At 69.9% G+C, this 26198-nt stretch carries 22 protein-coding genes and 2 rRNA genes; 12 read left to right on the top strand and 12 right to left on the bottom strand.

The annotated features are described in order from the left end of the window. Positions 1 to 5: 5 nt before the first annotated feature. Positions 6 to 626, bottom strand: a complete 621-nt coding sequence (locus tag FGW37_RS18545; RefSeq protein WP_179082061.1) for a DUF47 domain-containing protein — start codon at positions 624 to 626, stop codon at positions 6 to 8. A 238-nt stretch (positions 627 to 864) separates the two neighbouring features. Between FGW37_RS18545 and FGW37_RS18540 the strand changes: the two genes are divergently transcribed. Next, positions 865 to 1254 carry a metal-sensitive transcriptional regulator gene (locus FGW37_RS18540; RefSeq protein ID WP_179082060.1) on the top strand — a complete coding sequence of 130 codons (390 nt, stop codon included), beginning with the start codon at positions 865 to 867 and terminating at the stop codon, positions 1252 to 1254. Between the two features lie 92 nt (positions 1255 to 1346). Here the strand turns inward: FGW37_RS18540 and FGW37_RS33870 are convergent, their stop codons facing one another. Both FGW37_RS33870 and FGW37_RS18535 read right to left on the bottom strand, forming a co-directional pair. Next, on the bottom strand, positions 1347 to 1481 hold the full coding sequence (locus FGW37_RS33870; RefSeq protein ID WP_281394944.1) for a hypothetical protein: 135 nt from the start codon (positions 1479 to 1481) through the stop codon (positions 1347 to 1349). Positions 1482 to 1661: 180 nt separating this feature from the next. Further along, positions 1662 to 2615, bottom strand: coding sequence for an SCO4651 family lipoprotein (locus tag FGW37_RS18535; protein ID WP_179082059.1), 954 nt, complete (start codon positions 2613 to 2615; stop codon positions 1662 to 1664). Positions 2616 to 2708: 93 nt separating this feature from the next. Between FGW37_RS18535 and FGW37_RS18530 the strand changes: the two genes are divergently transcribed. Further along, positions 2709 to 2882, top strand: coding sequence for a hypothetical protein (locus FGW37_RS18530; RefSeq protein ID WP_179082058.1), 174 nt, complete (start codon positions 2709 to 2711; stop codon positions 2880 to 2882). Between the two features lie 121 nt (positions 2883 to 3003). Next, positions 3004 to 4674 (top strand): FAD-binding oxidoreductase, encoded by a 1671-nt coding sequence (locus FGW37_RS18525; protein ID WP_179082057.1) that lies wholly within the window; start codon positions 3004 to 3006, stop codon positions 4672 to 4674. A gap of 53 nt (positions 4675 to 4727) precedes the next feature. Here FGW37_RS18525 and FGW37_RS18520 read toward each other — a convergent pair whose 3' ends face one another. Beyond that, complete coding sequence (locus FGW37_RS18520) at positions 4728 to 5456, bottom strand: phosphatase PAP2 family protein (protein WP_179082056.1); 729 nt, start codon at positions 5454 to 5456, stop codon at positions 4728 to 4730. A gap of 204 nt (positions 5457 to 5660) precedes the next feature. Further along, positions 5661 to 6671 carry a C40 family peptidase gene (locus FGW37_RS18515; RefSeq protein ID WP_281394847.1) on the bottom strand — a complete coding sequence of 337 codons (1011 nt, stop codon included), beginning with the start codon at positions 6669 to 6671 and terminating at the stop codon, positions 5661 to 5663. A 131-nt stretch (positions 6672 to 6802) separates the two neighbouring features. Here FGW37_RS18515 and FGW37_RS18510 point away from each other — a divergent pair, with 131 nt between their 5' ends. After that, positions 6803 to 7012 carry a DUF397 domain-containing protein gene (locus tag FGW37_RS18510; protein WP_058045670.1) on the top strand — a complete coding sequence of 70 codons (210 nt, stop codon included), beginning with the start codon at positions 6803 to 6805 and terminating at the stop codon, positions 7010 to 7012. Between the two features lie 43 nt (positions 7013 to 7055). Here the strand turns inward: FGW37_RS18510 and FGW37_RS18505 are convergent, their stop codons facing one another. Then, positions 7056 to 8516, bottom strand: a complete 1461-nt coding sequence (locus FGW37_RS18505; protein WP_179082054.1) for a serine/threonine-protein kinase — start codon at positions 8514 to 8516, stop codon at positions 7056 to 7058. 375 nt (positions 8517 to 8891) lie between these two features. Here FGW37_RS18505 and FGW37_RS18500 point away from each other — a divergent pair, with 375 nt between their 5' ends. The 7 genes from FGW37_RS18500 (at position 8892) to FGW37_RS18470 (ending at position 17496) form a co-directional block, all read left to right on the top strand. Next, positions 8892 to 9200 (top strand): hypothetical protein, encoded by a 309-nt coding sequence (locus FGW37_RS18500; protein ID WP_030367101.1) that lies wholly within the window; start codon positions 8892 to 8894, stop codon positions 9198 to 9200. A 246-nt stretch (positions 9201 to 9446) separates the two neighbouring features. Next, positions 9447 to 10298, top strand: a complete 852-nt coding sequence (locus FGW37_RS18495; RefSeq protein ID WP_179084773.1) for a DUF8175 domain-containg protein — start codon at positions 9447 to 9449, stop codon at positions 10296 to 10298. Then, a complete protein-coding gene (locus FGW37_RS18490) occupies positions 10288 to 11610 on the top strand; it encodes a hypothetical protein (protein WP_179082053.1) in 1323 nt (440 codons plus the stop codon). Before FGW37_RS18495 ends, FGW37_RS18490 begins: the two co-directional genes overlap by 11 nt. Before the next feature lie 2 nt (positions 11611 to 11612). Next, positions 11613 to 13166 carry an SCO6880 family protein gene (locus FGW37_RS18485; RefSeq protein WP_179084772.1) on the top strand — a complete coding sequence of 518 codons (1554 nt, stop codon included), beginning with the start codon at positions 11613 to 11615 and terminating at the stop codon, positions 13164 to 13166. 10 nt (positions 13167 to 13176) lie between these two features. Next, positions 13177 to 14595, top strand: a complete 1419-nt coding sequence (locus FGW37_RS18480) for an ATP-binding protein (RefSeq protein WP_179082052.1) — start codon at positions 13177 to 13179, stop codon at positions 14593 to 14595. Between the two features lie 63 nt (positions 14596 to 14658). Continuing rightward, the gene (locus FGW37_RS18475; RefSeq protein WP_179082051.1) at positions 14659 to 16146 is read left to right on the top strand and encodes a type VI secretion protein; all 1488 of its coding nucleotides are present in this window, start codon (positions 14659 to 14661) and stop codon (positions 16144 to 16146) included. Positions 16147 to 16161: 15 nt separating this feature from the next. Next, positions 16162 to 17496 (top strand): amidohydrolase family protein, encoded by a 1335-nt coding sequence (locus FGW37_RS18470; RefSeq protein WP_179082050.1) that lies wholly within the window; start codon positions 16162 to 16164, stop codon positions 17494 to 17496. 25 nt (positions 17497 to 17521) lie between these two features. On the opposite strand, the gene FGW37_RS18465 is transcribed toward FGW37_RS18470, so the two are convergent. The 4 genes from FGW37_RS18465 to FGW37_RS18450 form a co-directional block, all read right to left on the bottom strand. Beyond that, the gene (locus FGW37_RS18465; RefSeq protein ID WP_179082049.1) at positions 17522 to 18778 is read right to left on the bottom strand and encodes a serine hydrolase domain-containing protein; all 1257 of its coding nucleotides are present in this window, start codon (positions 18776 to 18778) and stop codon (positions 17522 to 17524) included. 177 nt (positions 18779 to 18955) lie between these two features. Then, the gene (locus FGW37_RS18460; RefSeq protein ID WP_179082048.1) at positions 18956 to 19609 is read right to left on the bottom strand and encodes a response regulator; all 654 of its coding nucleotides are present in this window, start codon (positions 19607 to 19609) and stop codon (positions 18956 to 18958) included. Continuing rightward, the gene (locus FGW37_RS18455) at positions 19606 to 20910 is read right to left on the bottom strand and encodes a sensor histidine kinase (protein ID WP_179082047.1); all 1305 of its coding nucleotides are present in this window, start codon (positions 20908 to 20910) and stop codon (positions 19606 to 19608) included. The genes FGW37_RS18460 and FGW37_RS18455 overlap by 4 nt, the downstream gene beginning before the upstream one ends. Continuing rightward, positions 20910 to 21473 carry a GNAT family N-acetyltransferase gene (locus FGW37_RS18450; RefSeq protein WP_179082046.1) on the bottom strand — a complete coding sequence of 188 codons (564 nt, stop codon included), beginning with the start codon at positions 21471 to 21473 and terminating at the stop codon, positions 20910 to 20912. Before FGW37_RS18450 ends, FGW37_RS18455 begins: the two co-directional genes overlap by 1 nt. Positions 21474 to 21548: 75 nt before the next feature. Between FGW37_RS18450 and FGW37_RS18445 the strand changes: the two genes are divergently transcribed. After that, complete coding sequence (locus tag FGW37_RS18445; RefSeq protein WP_246430439.1) at positions 21549 to 22574, top strand: hydroxyacid dehydrogenase; 1026 nt, start codon at positions 21549 to 21551, stop codon at positions 22572 to 22574. 75 nt (positions 22575 to 22649) lie between these two features. Here the strand turns inward: FGW37_RS18445 and rrf are convergent. Further along, positions 22650 to 22766, bottom strand: a 5S ribosomal RNA gene (rrf, locus tag FGW37_RS18440). 74 nt (positions 22767 to 22840) lie between these two features. Further along, positions 22841 to 25963, bottom strand: a 23S ribosomal RNA gene (locus FGW37_RS18435). Positions 25964 to 26198 lie beyond the last annotated feature (235 nt).

Below are 26198 nucleotides of genomic sequence, written 5' to 3'. Positions count from 1 at the left end.
GGGGGTCAGGACTCCTTGACCGCGATGGTCTCGACCGTGTTGGCGACGTGCTCGAACGCGTCCGCCGCCTCTTCCAGCACATCCACGATCTGCTTGAGCTTCAGCACCTCTATGGCGTCGTACTTGCCGTTGAAGAGCTGGGCCAGGAGCTTGCGGTGGATCTGGTCCGCCTGGTTCTCCAGACGGTTCACCTCGATCCAGTACTCCGTGAGATTGGTCATGGTGCGCAGGTTCGGCATGGCCTCGGCGGTCAGCTCCGCGGCCCGCGCGAGGACCTCGATCTGCTGTTCGACGCCCTTGGGGAGCTCCTCGATCTGGTACAGGACGACCAGGTCGACGGCCTCCTCCATGAAGTCCATGATGTCGTCGAGCGAGCCGGCGAGGGTGTAGATGTCCTCGCGGTCGAACGGCGTGATGAACGAAGAGTTCAGCTGGTGGAAGATCGCGTGCGTCGCATCGTCACCCGCGTGCTCCGCTGCGCGCATCCGCTCGGCGATCTCGACCCGGGCGGACGTATCCGCTCCGAGCAGTTCCATCAGGAGCTTGGAGCCCGTGACGATGTTGTCCGCGGAGGCGGCGAACATGTCGTAGAAGCTCGTCTCCCTGGGGGTCAGACGAAAGCGCACGTGGGATCCTCGGGGTGCAACGGATTCGGTCTCGTTGATGCTAGGCGCATCATCCGGCCACAGCTAACTGGCATTCCCTCAGTGTCGCCCATCGGGCAGAGTGCTCATGAAGCCAGGTACCACCGCGGCGGGCAAAATTCTGTACCATATACCCGCTGGGGGTATACGAGGGGTATACGCAGCAGCACGGGCGAATCCCCGGGCCGCAGGCCCGCCGGACGGCAGGAGGACGGACGCCATGACGACCACGGAAGCCCCCCCGGCCGGCGGCGACGACGCACCGGCGACGGGCACGGCCGGCGCCTGCCACGCCGAGGCCCCGGCAGGCGCCGGAGAGCACTCCGGCCCGCACGGCTACAGCCACCAGAAGGACCAGCACCTCAAGCGCCTGCGCCGGATCGAGGGCCAGATCCGCGGCCTCCAGCGCATGGTCGAGGAAGACGTCTACTGCATCGACATACTCACCCAGGTGTCGGCCGGCACGAAGGCGCTGCAGTCCTTCGCCCTGCAGCTCCTGCAGGAGCACCTGCGGCACTGCGTCGCCCAGGCCGCGGTCAAGGGCGGGGACGAGATCGACGCCAAGGTCGCGGAGGCCGGCGCGGCGATCGCGCGCCTGCTGCGGACCTGAGCGGCTGCGGGACCTGAGCGGCTGCGGTGCCCCGCCGGAGCCCGGCGGGGCACCGCAGGACTGCGCCGCGGTAAACGGACGCTCCGGGACGGTCAGTCCTCGCGCTCGGCCCCTGCGGGAACGACCCGCAAAACCTCGTCGATACGATCGGCGCTCAGCCGATCCTCATCCGCACTGGACGCGGCGATCATCAAATCACCGTAGAGATCGATCTCGATGAGGGCCACGGGATCCGGCCCACCCGACGAACCGCGTCGCGAAACCACGTGATTCACCTCCTCGGGTCTTTCGCTCGGGTCTGGGTCTGGGTCTTTCGGGCTTTCCTCGGCTTACCAGCGTAGTGATCGGTACACATGGCGCGCATGGCACAGAAGGACCATTTCCATGGCCAACTACGCCCTGCCGCGTCAATTCCGCGGCGATCCGACCTTCCCCGCATAGATATCGGCGGCCTCGGGTAGGTCAATGGGCACTTCGGCGCCGAAGTCGTACAGCTCGACCGTCGAGACCACCGTCATAGGGGCCTGCGGCGCCGACGGACCCGTGCCCTCCACGCTGAAGCGGTGACGCAGCCGGCGCGGCCTGCCCTGCTCGTCCAGATAGGCGTCGAAGGCCACCGTGCCGCTGGAGAAACCTTTGGCCGCCGTGGCGAGCGGCCCCCGGTCGCGCGCCGGAGCGGAGCGCACCGCCTGACTCAGGTCGATGGTGCCCCAGTAGTGCCTCACCCGCACCCCGCCGACCCGCTCGTCCCGCATGTACGTCACCTCGCGGGCGCCGCCGAGCAGTTCGGCCGCGGCGAGCGGGTCGGTGGCGCCGCTGGTCAGGAGGTTGCCGTCGGCGAGCGAGGCCGTGGCGAGCCGCACCCATTTGTCGGCCGGGACCCCCGCACCGCGGTTCTTCATGAAGAGCTCGCCCGGGGAGAAGACCTCCGTGATCGGGCGGTGCTCGGCCGCGCCGGCCGCGTCCTCGGGCACCAGCACCGTCAGCCGCCCGGCGGGCCGCGCGAAGTCGTACCCGCCCGAGCCGTGGATGGTCAGCCGGGTGCCGCCGCTGACCGTCTCCATGGAGGTGCGCACCAGCGCCCGGCCCGCCCGGGCCAGCGTCCGCGCGGCGCCGCGCACCGCGGCGCGCGCCTGCCCGGGATCGGCGCCGTCGCCCGCCTGCCGGGCCTGGCCGCTCAGGCTCTTCAGGCTGTCGTGCAGCTCGGGAGCCTCGCGGGCGGCCGGGCCGTGGAGCGTGCAGCCGGACATCAGGAGGCCGAGGGCGAGGCCGGCCGCCACCGCGCGGCCGACGGCCGCGCCCCTGCTGCGTCCCTGTCTCCCGCGTCCCTCTTCGCCGCTTCTCTCTCTCCGCGCCACCATGCCTTGCCAGCCCCCTGCCACCGACCCGCTGTGGAACCCGTTACTGCCAACGACGGCGTGGGCGCCGCCGTCACGGCCCGGTAGCGTGGTCACGTGTCCGACCGCGCATCCGTGGAGCCGTCCACGGCCCACCTCACGAGCACCAGCGAGCAGGGATCCTTCTGCGCCGCCCGCTGTACGTGCGGCTGGCGCGGCCCCGCCCGCCGCGCCCGCTCCCTGGCCCGCGACGATGCCACGGGCCACGAGGCCGCCGCCGGCGCGGCCTGAGCAGTCGGCCTCCGCCACGTCTGATCCCGCCCCGCCCGGGTAGGCGGAACCACCGCCACCCCCGTGCCATCTGTCCGGACGACGGGGGAAACCGGCAGCACATCGGGTGACGGGGGCGGACATGACCGTTGACGAAAACGGGACGAGTGCGGGCGCACACGGCATAGGCACGAGCGCGGGCACGGGCACGGGCGCGCGGGCGGGCGGTGCACGCGGGCTCCCGGGCAGGCGGCAGCTGCTCGCCGCCGGCGCCGGGCTGGCCGCGGCCGGCACCTGGGCGGCCTCCTGCACCGACAGCAGCGGCCAGGAGCGCCCCGGTCGCATGGTCACCTCGGGCCGGGCCGTCCCCGCGGCGCCCCGCCCCGCCCCGGCCGCGGCCGACTGGTCCGCCCTCGGCAAGGGCCTCTCCGGCGGCCTCGTCCGCCCCGGCGACGCCGACTACGCCGCGGCCCGGCAGCTCTACAACACCCGCTTCGACAGCCTGCGCCCGGCCGGCATCGCCTACGTGGCCAGCGTCCAGGACGTCCGCGAGTGCCTCGCCTTCGCCCGCCGCTACAGCACCCTCATATCCATACGCAACGGCGGCCACAGCTACGCCGGCTGGTCCAGCGGCACCGACCGGCTCGTCGTCGACGTCTCCCGGCTGAAGTCCGTCCGCACCCCGGACTCCCGGTCCGCCGTGATCGGCGCGGGCGCCAAGCTCATCGACGTCCAGACCGGGCTGGCCGGGCACGGCGTCACCCTCCCCTCCGGCTCGTGCCCGACGGTCGGCATCTCCGGCCTCGCCCTCGGCGGCGGACACGGCGTCACCTCCCGCGCCTACGGCCTGACCTGCGACAGCCTCACCGGCGCCACCCTCGTCACCGCCGACGGCAAGGTCCTCGACGTAGGGGCCGAGCGCAACGCCGACCTCTTCTGGGCCCTGCGCGGCGCCGGCAACGGCAACTTCGGCGTGGTCACCGAGCTCCGCTTCCGCACCCGCGCGGCGGCCGACGGCGTCACCGGCTACGTCTCCTGGCCCTGGTCGCGGGCCGCCGACGTGATCCGCGCCTGGCAGGAGTGGGGGCCGAGCCGGCCCGACGAGATCTGGTCCTCGTGCGACCTGTCGGCCGCCGCGGGCGGCACCCCGCGCATCTCCGTCTCCGCATACTCCCTCGGCACCCAGGGCGACCTGGAGAACGCCCTGGACCTGCTGGTGAGCAAGGCCGGCGGCGCGTCCAACGGCGTCCGGCTGCGCCGTCGCGCCCACCTCGACATGGTGCGCGCCTACGCGGGCTGCTCCGACAAGTCCCAGGCGCAGTGCCACCTGCCGGGCCGCACGCCCGGCCGCGAGACGGCCGGCACCCTGCAGCGCGAGACGTACGGCGCGCGCTCCGACTTCTACGACCGCTCGCTGAACGCGGCGGGCATCCGGGCCCTCACCGGCCAGGTGGAACGTTTCGGCCGAGGGGGCGGCAGCGGCGGCGTCTCGGTCCAGCTGACGGCGCTGGGCGGCGCCGTCAACCGTGTCCAGCCCCTGGCCACGGCCTTCGTGCACCGCCGCTCGCGCTTCCTCGCCCAGTACCTGGCCCACTGGGCCGCGGGCGGCTCCGGCAGCACCCAGACCTCATGGCTGGACGGCACCCACGCCGCGATGCGCCGCCACGCCTCGGGGGCCGCGTACCAGAACTACGCGGACGCGGGCCTGAAGGACTGGCGCAAGGCGTACTACGGCGGCGCGGAGGGCCGCTTGACCAAGCTCAAGCGGCAATACGACCCGAACCGGCTGTTCGACTTCCCACAGGCCCTGTGAGGCCACGCCCAGGACGCGGGAACACTCGCGACGCGAGGGCGGGGCGCTACGCGTTACGCCGCCAGGTCGTTGTCCCGGTGCCGCGGTACGCCCCGCTCGGACTCGGTCGCCTCCGCCGCCACAAGGGGCGGCGGGGCGAGCGGCTGTTCCGAGCAGACGAGCCACGCGGCGCGCGTCCGCGCGACCGCGCGCGTGAGCGGGGTCAGCATCATCATCGCCAGCGGCGCCAGGAGCAGCGCGACGGCCGTGCCCAGGGCGAGGCCGCCGATCACGTCCGTCGGGTAGTGCACGCCCATGTAGACGCGGCAGAAGCCCTCGAGGAAGGCCAGGCCGATTCCGATCAGGCCGTACTTGCGGTTGGCGACGAAGAGGGCCACGCCGATCGCCATCGTCAGCGTCGCGTGGTCGCTGACGAAGGAGTAGTCGGTCTTGCCCTTGACCAGCACTTCCAGGCCCGAGTGGTCCAGGAAGGGCCGGGGCCGCTTCACGAAGCCGCGGATCGGGACGTTGACGAGGAGGGCGATGCCCGCGGCGAGCGGCGCCCACAGCAGCGCGGCGACGGCGGCCGGCGCGTCCTGCCGGCGGCGCAGGCTCCACCAGGCGAGGAGCATGAGGACGGCGAGGCCCAGGATGATCCCGTACTCGCCGATGAACTCCATCGTGCGGTCGAGCCAGCCGGGGGCGTCCTTGGCGAGGCCGTTGATGTCGTACAGCGTGCTGGTGTCGGGGTTCGACCCGCCCCTGGCCTCCGTCATGGGGTACCCCATCGCGAGTCCAGCCATGTGCCGTGGCCCCTTATCTGTCGCCTGTCGCTACGTCCAGCTGCCGACCCCCGTGGTCCGTGCGTCGCTGTAGCCCCCGCCCAGTGGCGCTGCTTTCCCACTCCCATGGAACGCCCCACTCCGGCCGGGCGTTCCACTCTTCTCCCAATGATCACCAGGACGTTATGGAAGGGTGACCCATCGTCGCAGTTCGTCCTGGGGCGTTCATGCGGCGTTGGCCGCGGGCAATGCTTTCGCGCCATCCTGGGTGACCCGGGTCGCCCCGATGTAGTCCGGCATGTCGATCTTGTCGAAGCGGATCACGGCCCCCGTGTAAGGGGCGTTGATCATCTGGCCGCCGCCCACGTAGATCCCCACATGGTGGATGGACCGCGGGTCCTTCAGGTCGTTGGCGAAGAACACGAGGTCGCCCGGGAGCAGCTCGCTCCGCTTGGGGTGCGGGCCCGCGTTCCACTGGTCGTTGGCGACGCGGGGCAGGGTGATGCCCACCGATTCGTACGCCGCCTTGGTCAGGCCCGAGCAGTCGAACCGCCCGTTGTCCTCGGTGGTGCCGTCGCCGCCCCACAGATACGGCGTGCCGAGCTTCTCCTGTGCGTAGTAGATCGCCCCGGCGGCCTGCTGCGAGGGGGCGACCCTGCCGACCGGCCGGGCGAAGCTCTTCTCCAGGGTGCGGATGGAACGGACGTACCCCTGCGTCTCGCGGTAGGGCGGGATCCCGCGGTGCCGGATCACCGCGTACGAACCGGCGTTGTACGACGCGAGCATGTTGTCCGCGAGGTCGCCGGGGACGTCCTTGACGTACTTCGAGAGCTCGCAGTCGTAGACGGCCGCCGACGGGATGGCGTCCTGCGGATCCCAGATGTCCTTCCTGCCGTCGCCGTTGGCGTCGATGGCGTGGGCGTCCCAGGTGCCCGGGATGAACTGGGCTATCCCGCGCGCATCCGCCGGGCTCACGGCCTTGGGGTTCCAGCCGCTCTCCGAATAGATCTGCGCCGCCAGGATCGCCGGGTTCAGCGCGGGGCAGAGGTTTCCCCACTTCTGCACGAGGGTCTGGTACTGGTCGGGCACGGCGCCCTTGGCCAGCCCGACGGAGCCGCCTCCGCCGCCGCCTCCGAGCAGATTCGAGGCAGCGGTGTACACGCCGATCACGAGCAGCCCGATGAAACACAGGCACATCGCGATGCCCACACCCATGCCCACCCAGAGCTTCCGCACCCCGCAATCCTCCCCCAACGACCCGATGCGTATCCGCAATTTCTATCGATCCGTCAACGAGCGTGCAGTTCCGGCCCGGTCATGGGGGACGCGCTACCGTGAGGGTGTGACGGGAGTGACGAGGAGGGCCCATGGCGGAGCTCAACTGGATTCCGGTGACCGAGGGCGACGAGACCGAGTACCTGGAGATCGCCTTCGGTGACGACGGCGACGTCCACCTGCGGACGAACACCGAACCCGAGACCGTGGTGACCACCACCGCGGCCAAGTGGGACGCGTTCGTCCTGGGGGTCAGGGCCGGGGAGTTCGACCACTTCGTGGAGGACGTCGCCGGGGAGTGAGACCGGCCGCCGACGGGTGACGCCGGCTGAGAGGGAACCGCGCTCAGTCGTCGTCCTCGTCGGCATCGCGATCGCGGCTGTCGCGGCTGCCGGAACCGCCGGAGTCCTTGGCGTCCTTGCTGTCCGCGGACTTCTTGCGGTCCTTCTTCGGCTTGCGGGAACCGGACGGCGACGGCTGGGCCGACGGCGGGACCGCCTCGGCCGGCACGACCTTCGGCGCTTCGGGATTCCCGCCCGGCGCGCGCTCCGCCGACTCCGACGGCTGCGCCTCGGGCCGCTGCGAGCCCGTCCCGCCACCCGAGCCGCCGAACACGGATGCGCCGATCAAAGCCGCCACCAGGAACGCCACGACACCGGCCACGGCGCTGAGCAGCACCTTGGGGCTGCGTATGCCCTTGGAGGCCCGTATGCCCGTACCCATGCCCGGGCCCGTGCCCTGGGGCCTTCTGCCGCCGCCGGTGCTCCGGCGGTGTCCCGGCGCCGGAGCGGCAGGGGCCGGCACCGGGGCCGGTGCCGGGAAGCCGTGGGCCGGGGCGCCGTGGGGCGGGGCCCCGTGAGGCGAGGGCACGGCCGCGCCACGCCCCACGGCAGGCTGCACCGAGGGCGGGGGCGGCGCACTCACCGCACCGGGCCCGGCCACGGGCACGGGGGCCTGCACCGGGGCCGGCATCGGCGTCCGTACGGGCCGGGGCGGCTCCTCCCACGAGGGTCCGGCGAACCAGTCGGCCACCTCCTGCGCCGACGGCCGGTCCTCCGGCTTCTTGGCGAGCATCCGCAGCAGATACGCCTCGAAGGCGGGCGGCAGGTCCGCCCGGTGCTGGCGGGGCGGCACGGGAGGCGTGTCCACGTGGAGGTAGAGCAGGGCGGTGGGGCTGTCCGCCCAGAAGGGCGGCTGGCCCGCCACCAGCTGGTAGATCACACAGCCCAGGGCGTAGACGTCCGAGGCGGGGCCGGCGACCTTGCCCAGGGCCCGCTCCGGGGCGAGGTAGGTGCTCGTGCCGACGATCTGGCCGACCCGCGTCAACGCGGCGGAGGTCTCGTCCACGAAGCGCGCGATGCCGAAATCGCCGATCTTCAGGGTGTCGTCGGCGTCGAGCATCAGATTGCCGGGCTTGATGTCCCGGTGGACGACGCCCTGGCGGTGCGCCGCAGCCAGGCCCGCCGCGGACTGCGCGGCGATGCGGGCCACACGGCGCGGGGCGAGCGGGCCGCGCGAGGACAGCTCCTGGGCCAGGCTGGGGCCCCTGACCAGCTCCATCACCAGATAGAAGCGCCCGTCCCAGGACCCGAAGTCGTAGACCGCGACCACCTGAGGATGATTCAGGCGCGCGGCGGTCTGCGCCTCCAGCCGGAAGCGGGAGGCGGCGGATTCGTCGCCGTCGTCGCCCAGCAGCAGCTTCACGGCGACCTGACGGCCCAGCACCTCGTCCTGAGCCTGCCAGACTTCGCCCATGCCACCGCGGCCGAGCAGCTCCTCCAGCCGGTAGCGATCGGCAACCAGCACCCGTACCACCCTTGATCTCGATGCCCCCGTAGCGCGCGAGCCGGCCCGACGGCCCCGAGGTGCGATCGGCACCCGGGCGGCGCTCGGGACAGCGTACCGACCGAACACACAGTCGTCCGAACATCCCCACGCCCCCCTGCTCCACCGACGATTGCCCGCCGCCGACACCCGTGATACACAGAGTCACCTTAGGAGTACCCACTGACATCGCCTTGCGCCGCAGGTCAGGGGCCTACGGGGAGCATGCGTACGAGTTCCGCCAAGAAATGCCGCCAAGTCGACATGCTGGGGCGGGATCTTCGGCGAAGATAGGTCCTGACCTTTGCCCAGCGGTGAGGGTGATGACAACAACCCATTAGGGGCGGTGAGTTACACATGTTTTTGGCGGCCGGCAAGGGCGACATCAACACCATTATTGGCGGAATCGCCCCCAACTGGGGGCCGTTCGGTAGCCTGGGCAACGAGGCTCGCGTGATGATCGAGGTCATCATGGCCGTGGCGATCCTGCTGTGCCTCGCCATCGCGATCTGGGGCGCGGCGAAGCAGCGGATCGGCGCGACCGCCCTGCGCGACACCTTCAGCGCCGAGCAGGGCAAGGGTCTGATCGTCGCCGGACTGACCGGCGTCTTCATCATCGGCTCGCTCGGCACCCTCTTCACCATTGTCTACGGCATGGCCGTCTGAGCACGGGGGCGCACGGGCGTCACACGCCCGGCACCCCCGCCCCGGCCGGGGCCCGTCCCCTGCCACCTGCCCCCTCGCGCATCGTCCCCGCGCAGACCCTCTCGTCCCCGATTCCCCCCGCACCCGAGGCTGCCACCTGATGCCCCCTCACACCCCCTCGTCCTCCTCCCCCGGGATCACCCTCCCGCCGCTACCGTCATATGCGGGTGCCATTGCGGCGACGACGTATGAGGGGACGTGCGCGCTATGAGTCTCGGCGAGGACGGTTACGACGACGAGGACCACGGCCTGACCCGCACCCGGCTGCCGGAGGGCGAGGGCGATCCGTACGGCCCCCGCCGGGGCCGCGGCGGGGGCCGTGGCGGCCGCGCGGGTTTCTCCAGCCGGAACATGATCACGGTCGTGGGTGTCGTGGTCCTGCTCATCGCGGCCATCGCCTTCGCCAACAGAGGCGGCGGGTCCGACTCGGACGACGCGGAGAAGAGCGGCGACAAGGCCGCAAGCGCGGAGGCGACGGCTCCGTCGGGGGTCAAGCCGGTGGGGGGCAAAACCGGTGGCATCGCCTCCGGTTTCGCCCGGACCGAGCAGGGGGCGCAGTCGGCGGCGGCGAATTTCGCGGTGGCGCTCGGGGGGGACGGGATGTTCCGGCGGGAGTCCCGCCACGAGATCGTGAGCGCCGTGTACGCCCCGGCTGTGGCCGCGGCCAGGCAGGGTGACCTCGACAAGGTCTACTCCGACGAGGGCTTCCTCAAGAAGATCGGGCTCGACGCCGGCGGCAACGCTCCCAAAGGCATGACGTTCGTGTCCCGCACGAATCCTGTAGGCACCAAGACCGTCAAGTACGAAGGCGATACGGCAAGCGTGGCCGTCTGGTACTCCGCCCTCTTCGGCATCGCCGGCGAGAGCTCGACGAACCCGGTTGCCGAGAGCTGGTACACCAACACCTTCGAACTGAAGTGGACGGACGGCGACTGGAAGGTCACCGACTTCGCTCAGAAGGACGGCCCGGCCCCGGTGGGCCGCGACCAGGCCGCTTCCACGGCCAAGGAGATGTCGGAAGCCGTACAAGGGTTCGGAGGTTTCACTTATGCCAGGTAGCCGCCACCGCGTCCTCTCCCTGACGGCAATGCTGGTCTCCGCCCAAGTAGCGGTGACGGCACTGGCCTCACGGGCCGCCGCAGCCCCCACTCCTCCTCCGTCACCGTCGACCTCACCCGCCCCGTCATCGAGCCCCGGCCAGGGCAGCAACGCCGACTGCGAGCTCATCCGCGGCCCCGCCAGGAGCATCTGCCAGGGCGACAACAAGGCTCCGTCGGCCCCCGACCCCCAAACCGCCCTGGACCCCCTCGCCTCCCTGGCGAAGGGCTGCGCCGACGCCGCCTCCTGGATCATCCGGAAGCTGTCCGGCGCCGTCGAGGCCACCGGGAACGTGGACTTCACCAACGCCACCTTCCTGCGGCAGTACGCCGTGGTCTTCGCCGCCTCCACCGTGCTCACGCTCGTCCTCTGGCTGCTGGCCGTGGCCAAGCGTGCCGTGCGCGGCGTGCCCTTCACCGAGGCGTTCACGGAGGCCGTCGGCTTCCTGTGGCTCACCGTGCTGGCCTCGGCGTTCACCCCGCTCATCCTCTACACGCTCGTGTCCGCCACCGACGGCGTCACGGAGGTCATCGCCACCGGCACGAACGCGAACAACGACGCCTTCTTCGGCACGTTCGCGGACGCCCTGAAGAAGGGCGAGGGCATCGGCGGCGGCCCGATCATGCTGATCGTGGTGTCCTTGGTGTCGGTGCTCGCCGCAGGCGTCCTCTGGCTGGAGCTCGTGATCCGCGCCGCCCTGCTCTACGTGGGCGCGCTGCTGGGCACCGCCGTCTACGCGGGGCTCGTCGACAAGAACATGTGGGGCCACGTCCGCCGCTGGGCGGGCATCATGATCGCGGTGATCCTGGTGAAGCCGATCATCGTGGTCGTGCTGGGCCTCGCCGGTGCCCTGTCCTCCGGCAAGGGGCCGAACTCCTTCTCGGCCGTGGTCTCCGGCCTCGCGATCATCATCCTGGCCATCTTCGCCAGTGCGATGATCTACCGCTTCGTGCCCGGCTTCGGCGACGAGATCGTCAGCACCCGCAGCGCGAGCAAGGACGCGGCGTCCCGGCAGGCCGCCGCCGTGATCTCCTCGCCCGCCGCCCTGGTCAAGCAGGGCATCACGACCCACAGCGCCCGCGGCTCGGGCGGCTCCGGCGGCAACGGCCACCAGCCCCGGCCGGCCGACTCCGTGTCGGGCGGCGTCGCCGCCCACAGCACCCGGCCCCCCGCCCGCACCGGCGACAACAGGGGCAACGGAAGCGGCAATTCCGCCACCCGCGCGCCGCGTGCGCAGAACCGCAGCAATACGCCAGGAGGTGAGCGGAGTTGACGATCCAGGCCCAGTCCCAGCCGGTCGCGGCCCGCCGTACGTATCTGATCGGCCGCGCGCGTCCCAACGCGGTCGTCGGCAAGAACCGGGAGACCGGGGAGATCGCGCTGATCATCGCCGGGGCGTTCCTCGGCATGATGTGCGGCCTGCTGGTGCCCGTCCTGGCGCTGCGGATCGTCACGCTCACCGGGTTCCCGATGCTGGCGCTGGCCGCCGTGTACGTCCCGTACAAGGGCCGCACGTTCTACAAATGGTTTGAGATCAACCGCTCGTTCAAGCGCACCCTGCGCCGCGGCACCACCTACCGGTCCGCCGTCATCGAGGCGGGCACGCGCCTGGACGGCCGTGAGATCGAGGTCGGCCCGCCCCCGGGCATCGGGCGGATCAACTGGCTCGCGGCGCCCTTCGGCCCCGACGAGATCGCGGTGCTGCTGCACGCCGACCGGCGTACGGTCACCGCGGCGATCGAGATCGAGGGCCCCGGCGTGGGCCTGCGCGACTCCGAGGACCAGGAGGCGCTGGTCGACCGGTTCGGCACGCTCCTCAAGCACGTGGCCAACGGCGACGGCTATGTGACGCGCATCCAGATGCTCGCCCGCACGCTCCCCGCCGACCCGGACGCCCACGCCAAGGACGTCGAGCGCCGCGGCGACGTCAACTCCCCGAAGTGGCTCAAGGACTCCTACGACCAGCTGCAGTCGATGGTGTCGACCTCCTCCGAGCAGCACCGCGCCTACCTCGTCGCCTGCATGCACTACACCCGCGAGCTGGCCGCCGAGGCCAACGCCATCGCGCGCGCCTCCCGCCACGACGGCGGCAAGCGGCGCCTGGACCGCGACGGCGGCCTCGCGGTGGTCATGGCGCGCGAGCTGACGGACATCTGCGCCCGGCTCGCCGAGGCCGATATCCGGGTGCGCCAGCCCCTCGGCCAGAGCCGGCTGTCGTCCCTCGTGCACTCCATGTACGACCCGGACCACCCCATCGACCACATCCAGGCCATGACCCAGCGCAACGCCTGGCCCGCCGAGCTGGACGCCATGGAGCCCACCTACCTCCAGGCCAAGACCCGCGAGTCGTCAACGCGCGCACCCTGGTGTCATTCCACCGCTTGGGTGAAGGAGTGGCCCATGACGCCGGTGGGCGTCAACTTCCTCGCTCCCCTTCTCGTCCACACCCCGGACGTGATCCGCACGGTCGCGGTCTGCATGGACCTGGAGCCGACCGACGTCGCCATCGAGCGCATGCTGACGGAGAAGACCAACGACGACGCGGACGCCTCCCGCGCCGCCAAGATGAACCGCGTCGTCGACCCGCGCGACGTCGCCCACCACTCCCGCGTCGACCAGCGCGGCGAGGACCTCGCCAGCGGCGCGGCCGGCGTCAACCTCGTCGGGTACATCACGGTGTCGTCGCGCTCCCCGGAGGCGCTCGCGCGCGACAAGCGGACCATAAGGGCCTCGGCCGGCAAGAGCTACCTGAAGCTGGAGTGGTGCGACCGCGAGCACCACCGGGCCTTCGTCAACACCCTGCCGTTCGCGACCGGCATCCGACGATAGGGGCAGTGCCGTGCTCGACCCGCTCGCCTCCCTGACCGACGCGTTCACCAGCTTCCTCTTCGGGAAGGTGGAGACCACGCGGCTGCCCGTACGGACCTCCACCGGCCAGGCGCAGGCCGTCTACCTGCCGACCGCCGCCCCCGGCCTCGGCGACTCCGGCGTGGTCATCGGGCGCGAGGTCTACTCCGGCAAGGGCTACATCTACGACCCCTTCCAGCTCTACGGCCAGCAGCTGCCCGCGCCGCACTGGCTCGTCCTCGGCGAGTCCGGCAACGGCAAGTCGGCGCTGGAGAAGACCTACGTCCTGCGCCAGCTGCGGTTCCGCGACCGGCAGGTCGTCGTCCTGGACGCCCAGGGCGAGGACGGCGTCGGCGAGTGGAACCTGATCGCCCAGGAGCTGGGGATAACGCCCGTCCGGCTGGACCCGATGGCGGCCCGCGAAGGCGGCATCCGGCTCAACCCGCTCGACCCGTCGATCACCACGACCGGGCAGCTCGCCCTGCTGCGCACGATCATCGAGGTCGCGATGGGCCGCGGGCTCGACGAGCGCTCCGGCTTCGCCCTCAAGGTCGCCCACGCCCACGTGAACGAGACGATCCTCGACCGGCAGCCGGTGCTGACCGACATCGTGGAGCAGCTGCGGCACCCGGAGGCCGAGTCCGCGGAGACGATGAACGTCGACATAGACGACGTCCGCGCCTGGGGCCTGGACGTCGCCCTGGTGCTGGACCGGCTGGTGGACGGTGACCTGCGGGGCATGTTCGACGGGCCGACGACCGCCGGCATCGACCTCGACGCCCCGCTGATCGTCTTCGACCTCTCCCACATCGACCGCAACTCCATCGCCATGCCCATCCTGATGGCGATCGTGGGCGTCTGGCTGGAGCACACCTGGATCAGGCCCGACCGGAAGAAACGGATCTTCCTGGTCGAGGAGGCCTGGCACATCATCAACTCCCCGTTCGTGGCCCAGCTCTTCCAGCGGCTGCTGAAGTTCGGCCGCCGGCTCGGCCTGTCGTTCGTGGCGGTGGTCCACCACTTGTCCGACGTCGTCGACGGCGCGGCCGCCCGCGAGGCGGCGGCGATCCTGAAGATGGCCTCGACGCGCACCATCTACGCCCAGAAGGCCGACGAGGCCCGCGCCACGGGCCGGGTGCTCGGCCTGCCCCGCTGGGCCGTCGAGATCATCCCCACGCTCACCCCGGGCATCGCCGTCTGGGACGTCAACGGCAACGTCCAGGTCGTCAAACACCTCGTCACCGACGTCGAACGCCCGCTCGTCTACACCGACCGGGCCATGACGGAGGACGGCGACTTCGCGCGCGAGCTCGCGGCGGAGGCCGCGGCCGCCGAGCGCGCGGCAGCGGCCCTGGAGGCGGAGTCGGCGGGCGGGCCGTACGGCTCGTCGTCCGAGTCGACGGTGGCCTGAGGCGGGGGCAAGGTCAGGGGCGGGAGCGGGGCGGAAGCGGGAGCAGGGGCGGGGGCAGGATCCATGGGCGAAAGACGACCGGAGCGCGGTATCCCGGACGGGATGCTGATGGCGGCCATCGTGCTGCTGCTGGGCATGACGCTGCTGGTGTGGGCGACGACGGGCCTGGCCGCCCTCTTCGCCCACGGCGCCTGGCCGGAGGCGGTCACCCTCACCCGTACGCCCCTGGCCCTGCGGCACCTGGTGACGCAGCCGCGCGACCTCCCGGCCGCCTGGCCGGACACCCCGGCGGGCAGCCTCTCCGGCTACGGCCTCTTCTGGGGCCTCATGATCGGCGAACTCCTCGTGCTCGTCGTCCTCGGCGTCTTCGTCGTGGGGACGGTGGCACGGTGGAAGGCGGTACGGGCGCGGCGGCGGGCGGATGCCTTGGCCCTGGTGGAGAGGCCTCGTTCGGCTTCCGGTGCGGCACCGGGCTCGGCGGCCGACCAGGCGGCCGGCCAGGCGGCGGCCGGCCCGGCGATTGAGCAGGTAGCCCCCTCTCCCGTTCCCGTCGCCGTGCCCGCCCCACGCTCGCCCCGGCCCGCGGACCCGGTCGGCGCGCCTGCGTCCGGCCCCCTCGCCTCCGGCGCCCTCGCTCCCGGTGTCTTCTACGGCGCCGACCGCGGCGACATCGCCGCACAGGCCGTACTGGAGGCCGCGGGGCCCGTCCTGGTCACCACCAGCGACGCCGGGCTGTGGTCCGGTACGAAGGACGCCCGCGCCAAGCTCGGCCCCGTGCACGTCTTCGACCCGAGCCACCTCCTCGACACCCCGGACCGCCTCCGCTGGTCCCCCGTCGCGGGCTGCACGGCCCGGGAGACCGCCGCCGCCCGCGCGGCCGCCCTGCTCGCGCCCGTACGCCCGCTCAGTGCCCTCGACTCGGCCACCGCGGACACCGCGGAGACGCTGCTGCGCTGCTGGCTGCACGCCGCCGCCGTGGACGGCCGGCCGTTCCGCCAGGTGCTGCGCTGGGCACAGGGCACGGCGGCGCACGAGCCCGTGCGGATCCTGCGGACGCACGTCAAGGCGGCGGGCGGCGCGGCCGGCGAGCTGGAGTCGGCGCTCACCGGGCACCCCCAGCGGCGCGAAGTCGCGCAGGAGCTGACCGCACGTGCGCTCGGCGCGCTGTCGTCCGTCCACGTCCGCGATGCATGCAATCCAAATCGGACCGATTCCCTGACTTGGGAATCATTTGTAGCCGAGGGGGGAACCCTGTACGTGGTGGGTGAGGCGATTGAGGATCCCCGCACCCGCCCGGGTGCGATGCCCCTGCTGACCGCACTCGTCTCAAGCGTGGTCGAGCGCGGCCGGGGCATGGCCGGACGGTCATCTGCCGGTCGGCTCGACCCACCACTGACCCTGGTGCTGGATGACGTGGCCGCCGTCGCGCCCGCGCCCGCCCTCCCGGATCTCGTCGCGGAGGGCACGGCCCAGGGTCTGCCGACGTTCGCGCTCATGCGCTCCGAGGAACAGGCCCGCGCGCGGTGGCCGCACCGCGCCCTCGTCGGCTAGCCAGGAGGCGGACGGATGCCGGAGGAACAGGACGCAGGGTCGTGGATCCCCGGCAGGCGCCGGTTCCTGGGCGGCGTGGCCGCATTCGGCGGTACGGCCGCATTCGGCGGTGCGGCCGCATGCGGCAGCGCGCTCGCCCTCGGCGGCACGGAGCACCGGCAAGCCTGGGCCGAGGAACCGCACGGCGGCCCGGCAAGACCCCTCGCCCTCACCCACGCGACGCTGATCGCGGCTCCCGGTGTCCGGCCGCCCCACCCCGGTATGACGGTCCTCGTCCGCGACGGCCGCATCGCGACGGTCGGCCGGACCGCCGAGGTCCCGGAGCCCCCGGACGCCCGCGTGATGGACCTCCGCGGCAAGTACGTCATCCCTGGCCTGATCGCGGCGCATGTGTCCGGCAGCGGCATCGGAGCGGACAGGCCATCAGGAGAGGCTGCGACTGCGGCACGGCTTTCCGCACGGAAATCCGCACGGAAAGGGGTGACGACCGTCATCGGACCCGGCAGCCCGCCGGTCGACGGCCCGCCCGCCCTGTGGCCGGGGTCCGTCGAAGCGCGCGACGAGGCGGCGGCCCGCCGGGCCGTGCGCAGGGCCGCGGCCGGCGGCGCGGCGTTTGTAGGCGTGCACCCGCGGTTGTCGCGGGCGGCGTATCTCGCCCTGGCCGAGGAGGCCCGCATCCGCCACATCCCGTACGGGGGTCACTGCCCGGACGCGGTGCCCCTCGCGGAGGCGTCCGACGCCGGGCAGCGGATCGTCGAGCACCTCTACGCACTCCTGCTGGCCACCTCCACCCGGGACGAGGAGATCCGGCACGACCTCGCACGCATCGACGGCCACCCCGGCCGGTACCGCGACTGGCTCCGGCGGATCCGGCGCCTGGAGTGGACGGCCGTGCGGTCCTACTACCCCGACCGCGCGGACCGGCTCTTCGACCGCCTGGCCGCGAACGGCACCTGGGTCGCCCCGTCCCTCGCCGCGCACCGGTCCCTGGAGGACCGGGAAACGGACACCCCGTACCTCCGGGGGATCCGCGCCCACCGCCTGCACCTGGTCGCGGAGCTGCACCGCCGCGGGGTCCCGGTCCTCGCCGGCAGTACGCACGCGGACGGCCTCCACGAGGAAATGGAGCAGCTGGCCGGGGCGGGCCTCGGCGCCGCGCAGGCGCTCCGGGCGGCCACGGCAGGGCCCGCGCAGGCACTGGGCCTCGCGGACGAGATCGGCACGGTCGAGCCGGGCCGGGCAGCGGACCTCGTCGTCCTGGACGCGGACCCGCTGCGCGACATCACGGCCGTACGCCGGATCGCCTCGGTGGTCGTACGAGGCAGGCTGATCACCGGACCCTGGGCGTGAGCCAGGCCGTGAGCCAGGCCGTGGGCTAGGCCCTGGGCTCGCCGAGGCCCGCCATGATGATCCGGCCGATGCGCGAGTCCGGAGCCGCCGCGGCGTCCCCCTTCGCATCGGTGGAGTTCACCGAGTAGACGAGCGACCGCGTCCCGTCCTGCGTGGACCCGAAGCCGCTGAGGTACCCGTAACGGCTTCCGGACTTGCCCCAGTAGACCGGGCCGTCCTTGACGAGCTGGATGCGCGTGAGGCCGCTGGAGTACACAGCCGGCCTCGAGCTCCCGTACATGGGCACTTCGGGCACGGTGAACATCAGCTTCAGCTCTTGCTGCGGCACGACGCGCCCGGCGAAGAGGGCGGAGGCGAAGCGCTCCAGGTCGGCCGTCGTCGTGATGAGGTCGCCGGAGGCCCACGTCTCGGACTGGTTCCACTCGGTGGTGTCGACGAGGCGGGTGTCGACGAGCCGGGTGTCTACGAGCCGGGTCCCGCCGCCGGCGTCCTTGATCGCCTCGTAGCCGTGCGTGTGGCGGCCCTTGATACGAGGGTCCGTCCCGGGGCTGTAGGTGTCCTTGAGGCCGACGCGGTCGATCACCCGCTCCCGCAGCTCCTGCTCGTACGTCCGGCCCGTGACCTTCTCGATCAGCAGCCCCAGTACGTTGTAGCCGATGTTGGAGTAGTGCTGCCGGGTGCCGGGGGTGAACTCCATGGGCTTGCCGAAGCCTGCTTGGACGAGCGCGCGGTGGTCCCAGGTGGTGTAGCGGCCCTTGTCCCAGCCGGGGCTCTTCGGCGCTTCGCGGGTGTCCCCGCCCGGCAGGCCGCTCGTGTAGTCGAGCAACTGCCGGACCTTGACGTCCGGGTAGTGGGCGGGCAGCAGGCCGGGCAGGTAGTGCTGCACCATGCCGTCGAGGTCCAGCTTTTTCTCGTGGACGAGCTGGAGGGCGACGGCCGCCGTGAACGTCTTGGTGATACTGCCCGCGCGGAAGCGCTCGTCGCCCTTGACCGGCCTGTGTGTACGCAGATCGGCCCGGCCCGCCGCCCCGCTCCAGTGCAGGTCCTCGCCCTTGTAGCGGACCTGCGCGGCGGTGGCGTCGGCGGCCGGCAGTCCGTCGATCGCCTTCCGGAGCGCAGCGGCCTTGGCGAGCGCGGCAGTGCGGGCGCCTGTGGCACTGGTGCCATGGGCGTCACTGGCGCCAGGGGTGCCACTGGTGACGACTGCCGCGGCGGGCCCCGCCGCGGTCACCCCCAGGGCGACGACGGTCGCGGCAAGGACGGCGATTCGGGTACGGCGCACGGTGGTCTCCCCCTGAGGACTGCTGCATCACTGCAGCTGCATCACTGCAGCTGCATCTCTACGACGGAGTCCATCCTCGTGAGCAGCGCAGGCCGGCGGATCGCCGAAGCGAGGGGTATTCAGTGCTGTCCGCCTCCGTCGCACGAGGGAGGGACGCACACACCTTGCGCGGCGCGGTCAGCCACCGGGAGCGATCAGCCCGCTCTCGTACGCGCAGATCACCGCCTGGATCCGGTCCCGCAGCCCGAGCTTCGACAGCACGTTGCTCACGTGGGTCTTCACCGTGTGCTCGCTGACCACCAGCTCGGCCGCGATCTCCGCGTTCGACAGCCCGCGCCCCAGGAGGACCAGCGTCTCGCGCTCGCGCGCGGTCAGCGCCCCCAGCTCCGGCCCGGTCGAGGCGGCCTGCCCGCGGCTCGTGAAGTCCGCGACCAGGCGGCGGGCCACGGACGGCGCGAGCAAGGAGTCGCCGGCGACCACGACCCGCACCGCGTGCACGAGGTCGTCGCGCCGCACGTCCTTGAGCAGGAACCCGCTGGCCCCCGCGTGCAACGCCTCGTAGACGTAGTCGTCCTGGTCGAAGGTGGTGAGCATGACGGCGCGGCAGCCGGTCTCCGCGCAGATCGTGCGGGCCGCCTCGATGCCGTCCATGCGCGGCATGCGGATGTCGAGGAGGACGACGTCGGGCGCGTGCCGCCGCACGGCCGCCACGGCCTCGGCGCCGTCCCCGGCCTCCGCCACGACGTCGATGTCCGGCTGGGCGGACAGGATCATCGCGAATCCGCTGCGCACCAGTTCCTGGTCGTCCGCCACCACCACACGGATCGTCACGCCGCCCCCACCTCCGCAGGCGAGGAGATCACGACGGGCAGCTCCAGGCAAACGCGGAAGCCGCGGCCGTCCGGACCGGGCCCGGCCGAGGCGGTCCCGCCGTGCACGGCGGCCCGCTCCCGGATGCCGATCAGGCCTCTTCCGCTGCCCGCACCCCCCGGCTTGCAGACGCCCGTACCGTCGTCGGTCACGGTGACGGACAGCCCCCGTTGCCGGTCACCCTGCTGCCGGTCACCCTGCTGCCAGGCAAGGCGTACGGACACCGAGCGCGCGTCGGAGTGTTTGAGGACGTTCGTCAGCGCCTCCTGCACCACGCGGTAGACGGTGACCTGCGCGTCGGCGGCGAGCGGCTGCGGCTCCCCTTCCGTCAGCAGGACCACGGACAGCCCCGCCCGCCGGACCTCCCCGACCAGGGCGTCGAGACCGTCCAGGGTGGGCTGCGGAGCCGGCCCGCTCAGGCCCCTCCGATCCCCCGGCTCCCCCGACTCCCCCGGCTCCTCCTTCAGCACACCGAGCATGCGCCGCAGCTGCACCATCGCGTCCCGCCCGGCCCCGGCGATCGCATCGAACGCCGCCTCCGCCCGGTCGGGATCCGACCGTACGACCAGGGGCCCTGCCTCCGCCTGCACCACCATCAGGCTGACGGCGTGCGACAGGATGTCGTGCATCTCCCGGGCGATCCGCGCCCGTTCCCGCTCGGCGGCCCGCTCGGCCTCCACGATCCGGGCCCGCTCCAGCTCCGCGGCGCGCGCCTCGACGGCCTCCGTGTACGCCTGCCGGGTACGCGCCAGCACTCCGAGCGCGTACACCATGGAGAAGAGGAAGAAGGCGAAGAGGTACTCGCGGGCCGTATTCGTCCGCAGGGCCACCGCGACGGCCACGACCGGCACCCCGATCACGACCGTCACCCGCCGCTGCCGCACCCCCGCCTGCGCGGCCACCGTGAAGATGGCCACCAGCGGGCTGTACGGCATCGGCTGCCCCGGCCCGTCCATGGGCAGATAGGCCAACCCGGCCACGGTGATCGCCAGCAGACACGTCAGGGGCGCCCGGCTGCGCCACAGCAGCGGCAGCACGGACAGCGTGGTCATCCCGTAGAACGCCCAGGTGGCGGGCGGCACGTCCGCTGAGCGGGGCACGACGAAGGGGATGGTCACGGCGGCCTGCACCACGACCGCGATCAGGGCGTCCACGGCCCAGGGGCTACGGATCCGGATACGGGCGCGAGTGCGGGTGCGGGTGCGGGTGCGGGTGCGGGTGCGTTGACGGAGGCGGGAGCGAAGGCCGGTGCAGGAATTCATCAAGCGGCGGGACGAGCGAGCGCGAGCTCGTACTCCTTGGCCTCGGGGTCGCCCTGCATCGGGATGGTCGTGCCGGTGGGCTCGAAGCCGGCCTTGCGGTAGACCGCCATGGCACGGCCGTTGTCCTCGTGGACGAAGAGACGTATGCGCTCGACGCGCGGCTCGGAAAGGGCCCAGGACCACTCGACGGCGGCGTCGAAAAGCGCCTGGATAAGGCCGGCCCCACGCCGCTCGGGACGGACGAAGACCCCGACGATGTGCGTCTGCGGCACGGGCGGAGCGCCGCCGAAGACGGCGCCTTCCTCCGCCTCCGGGTCCTCGACGAGGACGGTGACCGTGCCGTCCCAGCTGCCGTCGGGCCCCTCCGCCACGAACGTGATGACGCGGCACGCCTCGGAGCTCGCCCGCGCCCGCTCCTGCCAATAACTGTCGGGCTGCTCGACGGCCTTGTCGTAGGTGTCGAGAAAAGCGATGGACGCCACGGGATCCAAGAGCGCCGTCAGCCGCAGTTCCTTGGACTTCTCCCAATCGCCCGCCTGCACAGGCCTGATGATGTGCTCCATCCTTTGATCGTCACCCCGGACGGACGGCACGAGCAATGTGTTTTCGCTCTCTGACGGGCGGGCAGAGGGGTGCGCATGACGGATGAACGGGCGTGTGGGGTCGGCGTGGCCGTGGCCATGGGGGCGGATGAACTGCCGGTCGTCCTGCCGCCTGATCTGCGGCAGCGGCTGGGAGAGTTGACGGGACGTGAGGTACGGGTGATTCCGGCGCTCGGTGGGCTTGGGCTCCCCGGGCGCCCGGCCGGGCTGGGCGACGTGGACATCCTCGTCACGGGGTGGGGGTGCCCGCCGCTGACGAAGGCCGTCCTCGACGGTGCGCCGCGGCTGAGGGCCGTCGTCCACGCGGCGGGTTCAGTAAAGCAACTGGTGACCGAGGCGGTGTGGGAACGGCGGCTCGTCGTCTCCTCGGCGGCGGAGGCCAATGCGGGACCGGTGGCCGAATTCACCCTCGCAGCCATCGGGCTCGCAGCGAAGGGAGCCTTGCCGGCGGCTGCCGCATACGCAGGTGGCCACTGGCCGGCCTTCCGCGACCGGCAGGGCGCCGACGGCCGGACCGTCGGTGTCCTCGGTGCTTCCCGTATCGGCCGCCGGGTCATCGCCGGCCTACAGGCTTCCACTGCCGGATACCGGGTGCTGCTCTACGACCCGTATGTAACGGACGAGGAAGCCGCACGCCTGGGTGCGGAACGAGTGGACCGCCTGGCCGACGTCTGCCGCGCCGCCGGCATCGTAACGGTCCACGCTCCCGCGACACCGGACACGTACCGCTTGCTGGACGCGGAACACCTGGCCCTCATCCCGGACGGCGGCACGGTCATCAACACAGCACGGGGGTCGATCGTCGACACCGAGGGCCTGGAACGGGAGTGCAGGTCGGGGCGGTTGAGCGCTTGGCTCGACGTCACGGACCCGGAGCCGCTGGAAAGGGGACACGCACTCTTCCGGCTGCCGAATGTGCTGGTGACACCCCATATCGCCGGCGCTCAGGGAAGCGAGGGGAGGCGGCTGGGGACGTATGCGGTGGAGGAGGCCGGGCGGTGGGCGAGGGGTGAGCCGCTGCTGGGGGCGGTGGAGAAAGAGAGCCTGGACCGTCTGGCATAAAAGCGATTCCGCCCGGAAACGCGAAAAAGCCCCGGCGGGAACTCAAGGTTCCCACCAGGGCTTTCTCTAAAAATTGTTCGGCGGCGTCCTACTCTCCCACACGGTCCCCCATGCAGTACCATCGGCGCTGAAAGGCTTAGCTTCCGGGTTCGGAATGTAACCGGGCGTTTCCCTAACGCTATGACCACCGAAACACTATGAAGTTAACCAACCCGGCAATGACACAGGTCGTTACTTCAGAACCTACACAGTGGACGCGAGCAACTGAGGACAAGCCCTCGGCCTATTAGTACCAGTCAGCTCCAACCGTTACCGGTCTTCCACACCTGGCCTATCAACCCAGTCGTCTACTGGGAGCCTTACCCCATCAAGTGGGTGGGAGTCCTCATCTCGAAGCAGGCTTCCCGCTTAGATGCTTTCAGCGGTTATCCCTCCCGAACGTAGCCAACCAGCCATGCCCTTGGCAGGACAACTGGCACACCAGAGGTTCGTCCGTCCCGGTCCTCTCGTACTAGGGACAGCCCTTCTCAAGACTCCTACGCGCGCAGCGGATAGGGACCGAACTGTCTCACGACGTTCTAAACCCAGCTCGCGTACCGCTTTAATGGGCGAACAGCCCAACCCTTGGGACCGACTCCAGCCCCAGGATGCGACGAGCCGACATCGAGGTGCCAAACCATCCCGTCGATATGGACTCTTGGGGAAGATCAGCCTGTTATCCCCGGGGTACCTTTTATCCGTTGAGCGACGGCGCTTCCACAAGCCACCGCCGGATCACTAGTCCCGACTTTCGTCCCTGCTCGACCCGTCGGTCTCACAGTCAAGCTCCCTTGTGCACTTACACTCAACACCTGATTGCCAACCAGGCTGAGGGAACCTTTGGGCGCCTCCGTTACTCTTTAGGAGGCAACCGCCCCAGTTAAACTACCCACCAGACACTGTCCCTGATCCGGATCACGGACCGAGGTTAGACATCCAGCACGACCAGAGTGGTATTTCAACGACGACTCCACCATGGCTGGCGCCACGGCTTCACAGTCTCCCACCTATCCTACACAAGCCGAACCGAACACCAATATCAAGCTATAGTAAAGGTCCCGGGGTCTTTCCGTCCTGCTGCGCGAAACGAGCATCTTTACTCGTAGTGCAATTTCACCGGGCCTATGGTTGAGACAGTCGAGAAGTCGTTACGCCATTCGTGCAGGTCGGAACTTACCCGACAAGGAATTTCGCTACCTTAGGATGGTTATAGTTACCACCGCCGTTTACTGGCGCTTAAGTTCTCAGCTTCGCCCCACCGAAATGGAGCTAACCGGTCCCCTTAACGTTCCAGCACCGGGCAGGCGTCAGTCCGTATACATCGCCTTACGGCTTCGCACGGACCTGTGTTTTTAGTAAACAGTCGCTTCTCGCTGGTCTCTGCGGCCACCCCCAGCTCAGAGTGCAAGACTCATCACCGGAAATGGCCCCCCTTCTCCCGAAGTTACGGGGGCATTTTGCCGAGTTCCTTAACCATAGTTCACCCGAACGCCTCGGTATTCTCTACCTGACCACCTGAGTCGGTTTAGGGTACGGGCCGCCATGAAACTCGCTAGAGGCTTTTCTCGACAGCATAGGATCATCCACTTCACCACAATCGGCTCGGCATCAGGTCTCAGCCTTAACGTGTGACGGATTTGCCTACCACACGGCCTACACCCTTACCCCGGGACAACCACCGCCCGGGCTGGACTACCTTCCTGCGTCACCCCATCGCTTACCTACTACCACCTTGGGTCAGCGGCTCCACCACTCCCCTTTCCCCGAAGGGTCCAGGGCGGCTTCACGGCCTTAGCATTAATGGATTCGATATTGGGCGTTTCAAAGCGGGTACCGGAATATCAACCGGTTGTCCATCGACTACGCCTGTCGGCCTCGCCTTAGGTCCCGACTTACCCTGGGCAGATCAGCTTGACCCAGGAACCCTTAGTCAATCGGCGCACACGTTTCCCACGTGTGTATCGCTACTCATGCCTGCATTCTCACTCGTGAACCGTCCACAACTCGCTTCCGCGGCTGCTTCACCCGGCACACGACGCTCCCCTACCCATCCCAGCGGGCGTTGGCCCTCATGCTGGAATGACACGACTTCGGCGGTACGCTTGAGCCCCGCTACATTGTCGGCGCGGAATCACTTGACCAGTGAGCTATTACGCACTCTTTCAAGGGTGGCTGCTTCTAAGCCAACCTCCTGGTTGTCTCTGCGACTCCACATCCTTTCCCACTTAGCGTACGCTTAGGGGCCTTAGTCGATGCTCTGGGCTGTTTCCCTCTCGACCATGGAGCTTATCCCCCACAGTCTCACTGCCGCGCTCTCACTTACCGGCATTCGGAGTTTGGCTAAGGTCAGTAACCCGGTAGGGCCCATCGCCTATCCAGTGCTCTACCTCCGGCAAGAAACACACGACGCTGCACCTAAATGCATTTCGGGGAGAACCAGCTATCACGGAGTTTGATTGGCCTTTCACCCCTAACCACAGGTCATCCCCCAGGTTTTCAACCCTGGTGGGTTCGGTCCTCCACGAAGTCTTACCTCCGCTTCAACCTGCCCATGGCTAGATCACTCCGCTTCGGGTCTTGGGCGCGCTACTCAATCGCCCTATTCGGACTCGCTTTCGCTACGGCTTCCCCACACGGGTTAACCTCGCAACACACCGCAAACTCGCAGGCTCATTCTTCAAAAGGCACGCAGTCACGACGCACCGAGCAAGCTCGATGCGCGACGCTCCCACGGCTTGTAGGCACACGGTTTCAGGTACTATTTCACTCCGCTCCCGCGGTACTTTTCACCATTCCCTCACGGTACTATCCGCTATCGGTCACCAGGGAATATTTAGGCTTAACGGGTGGTCCCGCCAGATTCACACGGGATTTCTCGGGCCCCGTGCTACTTGGGTGTCTCTTAAACGAGCCGTTGATGTTTCAGCTACGGGGGTCTTACCCTCTACGCCGGACCTTTCGCATGTCCTTCGCCTACACCAACGGTTTCTGACTCGTCTCACAGCCGGCAGACTATGAAAAAGAGATCCCACAACCCCGTATACGCAACCCCTGCCGGGTATCACACGCATACGGTTTGGCCTCATCCGGTTTCGCTCGCCACTACTCCCGGAATCACGGTTGTTTTCTCTTCCTGCGGGTACTGAGATGTTTCACTTCCCCGCGTTCCCTCCACACTGCCTATGTGTTCAGCAGCGGGTGACAGCCCATGACGACTGCCGGGTTTCCCCATTCGGACACCCCCGGATCAAAGCTTGGTTGACAGCTCCCCGGGGCCTATCGTGGCCTCCCACGTCCTTCATCGGTTCCTGGTGCCAAGGCATCCACCGTGCGCCCTTAAAAACTTGGCCACAGATGCTCGCGTCCACTGTGCAGTTCTCAAGCAACGACCAGCCACCCATCACCCCCAACCAAAACGGTCAGAGTGCACTGGGGCCGGCATCGCGAAGGTCGGACCGAAGTCCGTACCCTCAGATACCCAACAGCGTGCCCGGCCCAGCCCCTCAGGATTCACGTTCCACGCCGAAGCAGTACTAGTGATCCCTCACGACTGTGCCGAATAGTCAACGTTCCACCCATGAGCAA

The organism is Streptomyces rectiverticillatus, assembly GCF_013394065.1.
Classification (GTDB): Bacteria; Actinomycetota; Actinomycetes; order Streptomycetales; family Streptomycetaceae; genus Streptomyces; species Streptomyces rectiverticillatus.
The sequence above is the reverse complement of the archived record's forward strand: the minus strand, read 5'-3'. Positions and strand labels throughout refer to the sequence as shown.

Coding starts and splice junctions, on each gene's coding strand:
- FGW37_RS18445 (WP_246430439.1), top strand. CDS start 21,549: ATGACGGATGAACGGGCGTGTGGGGTCGGCGTGGCCGTGGCCATGGGG.
- FGW37_RS18475 (WP_179082051.1), top strand. CDS start 14,659: ATGGGCGAAAGACGACCGGAGCGCGGTATCCCGGACGGGATGCTGATG.
- FGW37_RS18510 (WP_058045670.1), top strand. CDS start 6,803: ATGGCGGAGCTCAACTGGATTCCGGTGACCGAGGGCGACGAGACCGAG.
- FGW37_RS18500 (WP_030367101.1), top strand. CDS start 8,892: ATGTTTTTGGCGGCCGGCAAGGGCGACATCAACACCATTATTGGCGGA.
- FGW37_RS18470 (WP_179082050.1), top strand. CDS start 16,162: ATGCCGGAGGAACAGGACGCAGGGTCGTGGATCCCCGGCAGGCGCCGG.
- FGW37_RS18535 (WP_179082059.1), bottom strand. CDS start 2,615: ATGGTGGCGCGGAGAGAGAGAAGCGGCGAAGAGGGACGCGGGAGACAG.
- FGW37_RS18540 (WP_179082060.1), top strand. CDS start 865: ATGACGACCACGGAAGCCCCCCCGGCCGGCGGCGACGACGCACCGGCG.
- FGW37_RS18525 (WP_179082057.1), top strand. CDS start 3,004: ATGACCGTTGACGAAAACGGGACGAGTGCGGGCGCACACGGCATAGGC.
- FGW37_RS18520 (WP_179082056.1), bottom strand. CDS start 5,456: ATGGCTGGACTCGCGATGGGGTACCCCATGACGGAGGCCAGGGGCGGG.
- FGW37_RS18450 (WP_179082046.1), bottom strand. CDS start 21,473: ATGGAGCACATCATCAGGCCTGTGCAGGCGGGCGATTGGGAGAAGTCC.
- FGW37_RS18490 (WP_179082053.1), top strand. CDS start 10,288: ATGCCAGGTAGCCGCCACCGCGTCCTCTCCCTGACGGCAATGCTGGTC.
- FGW37_RS18495 (WP_179084773.1), top strand. CDS start 9,447: ATGAGTCTCGGCGAGGACGGTTACGACGACGAGGACCACGGCCTGACC.
- FGW37_RS18455 (WP_179082047.1), bottom strand. CDS start 20,910: ATGAATTCCTGCACCGGCCTTCGCTCCCGCCTCCGTCAACGCACCCGC.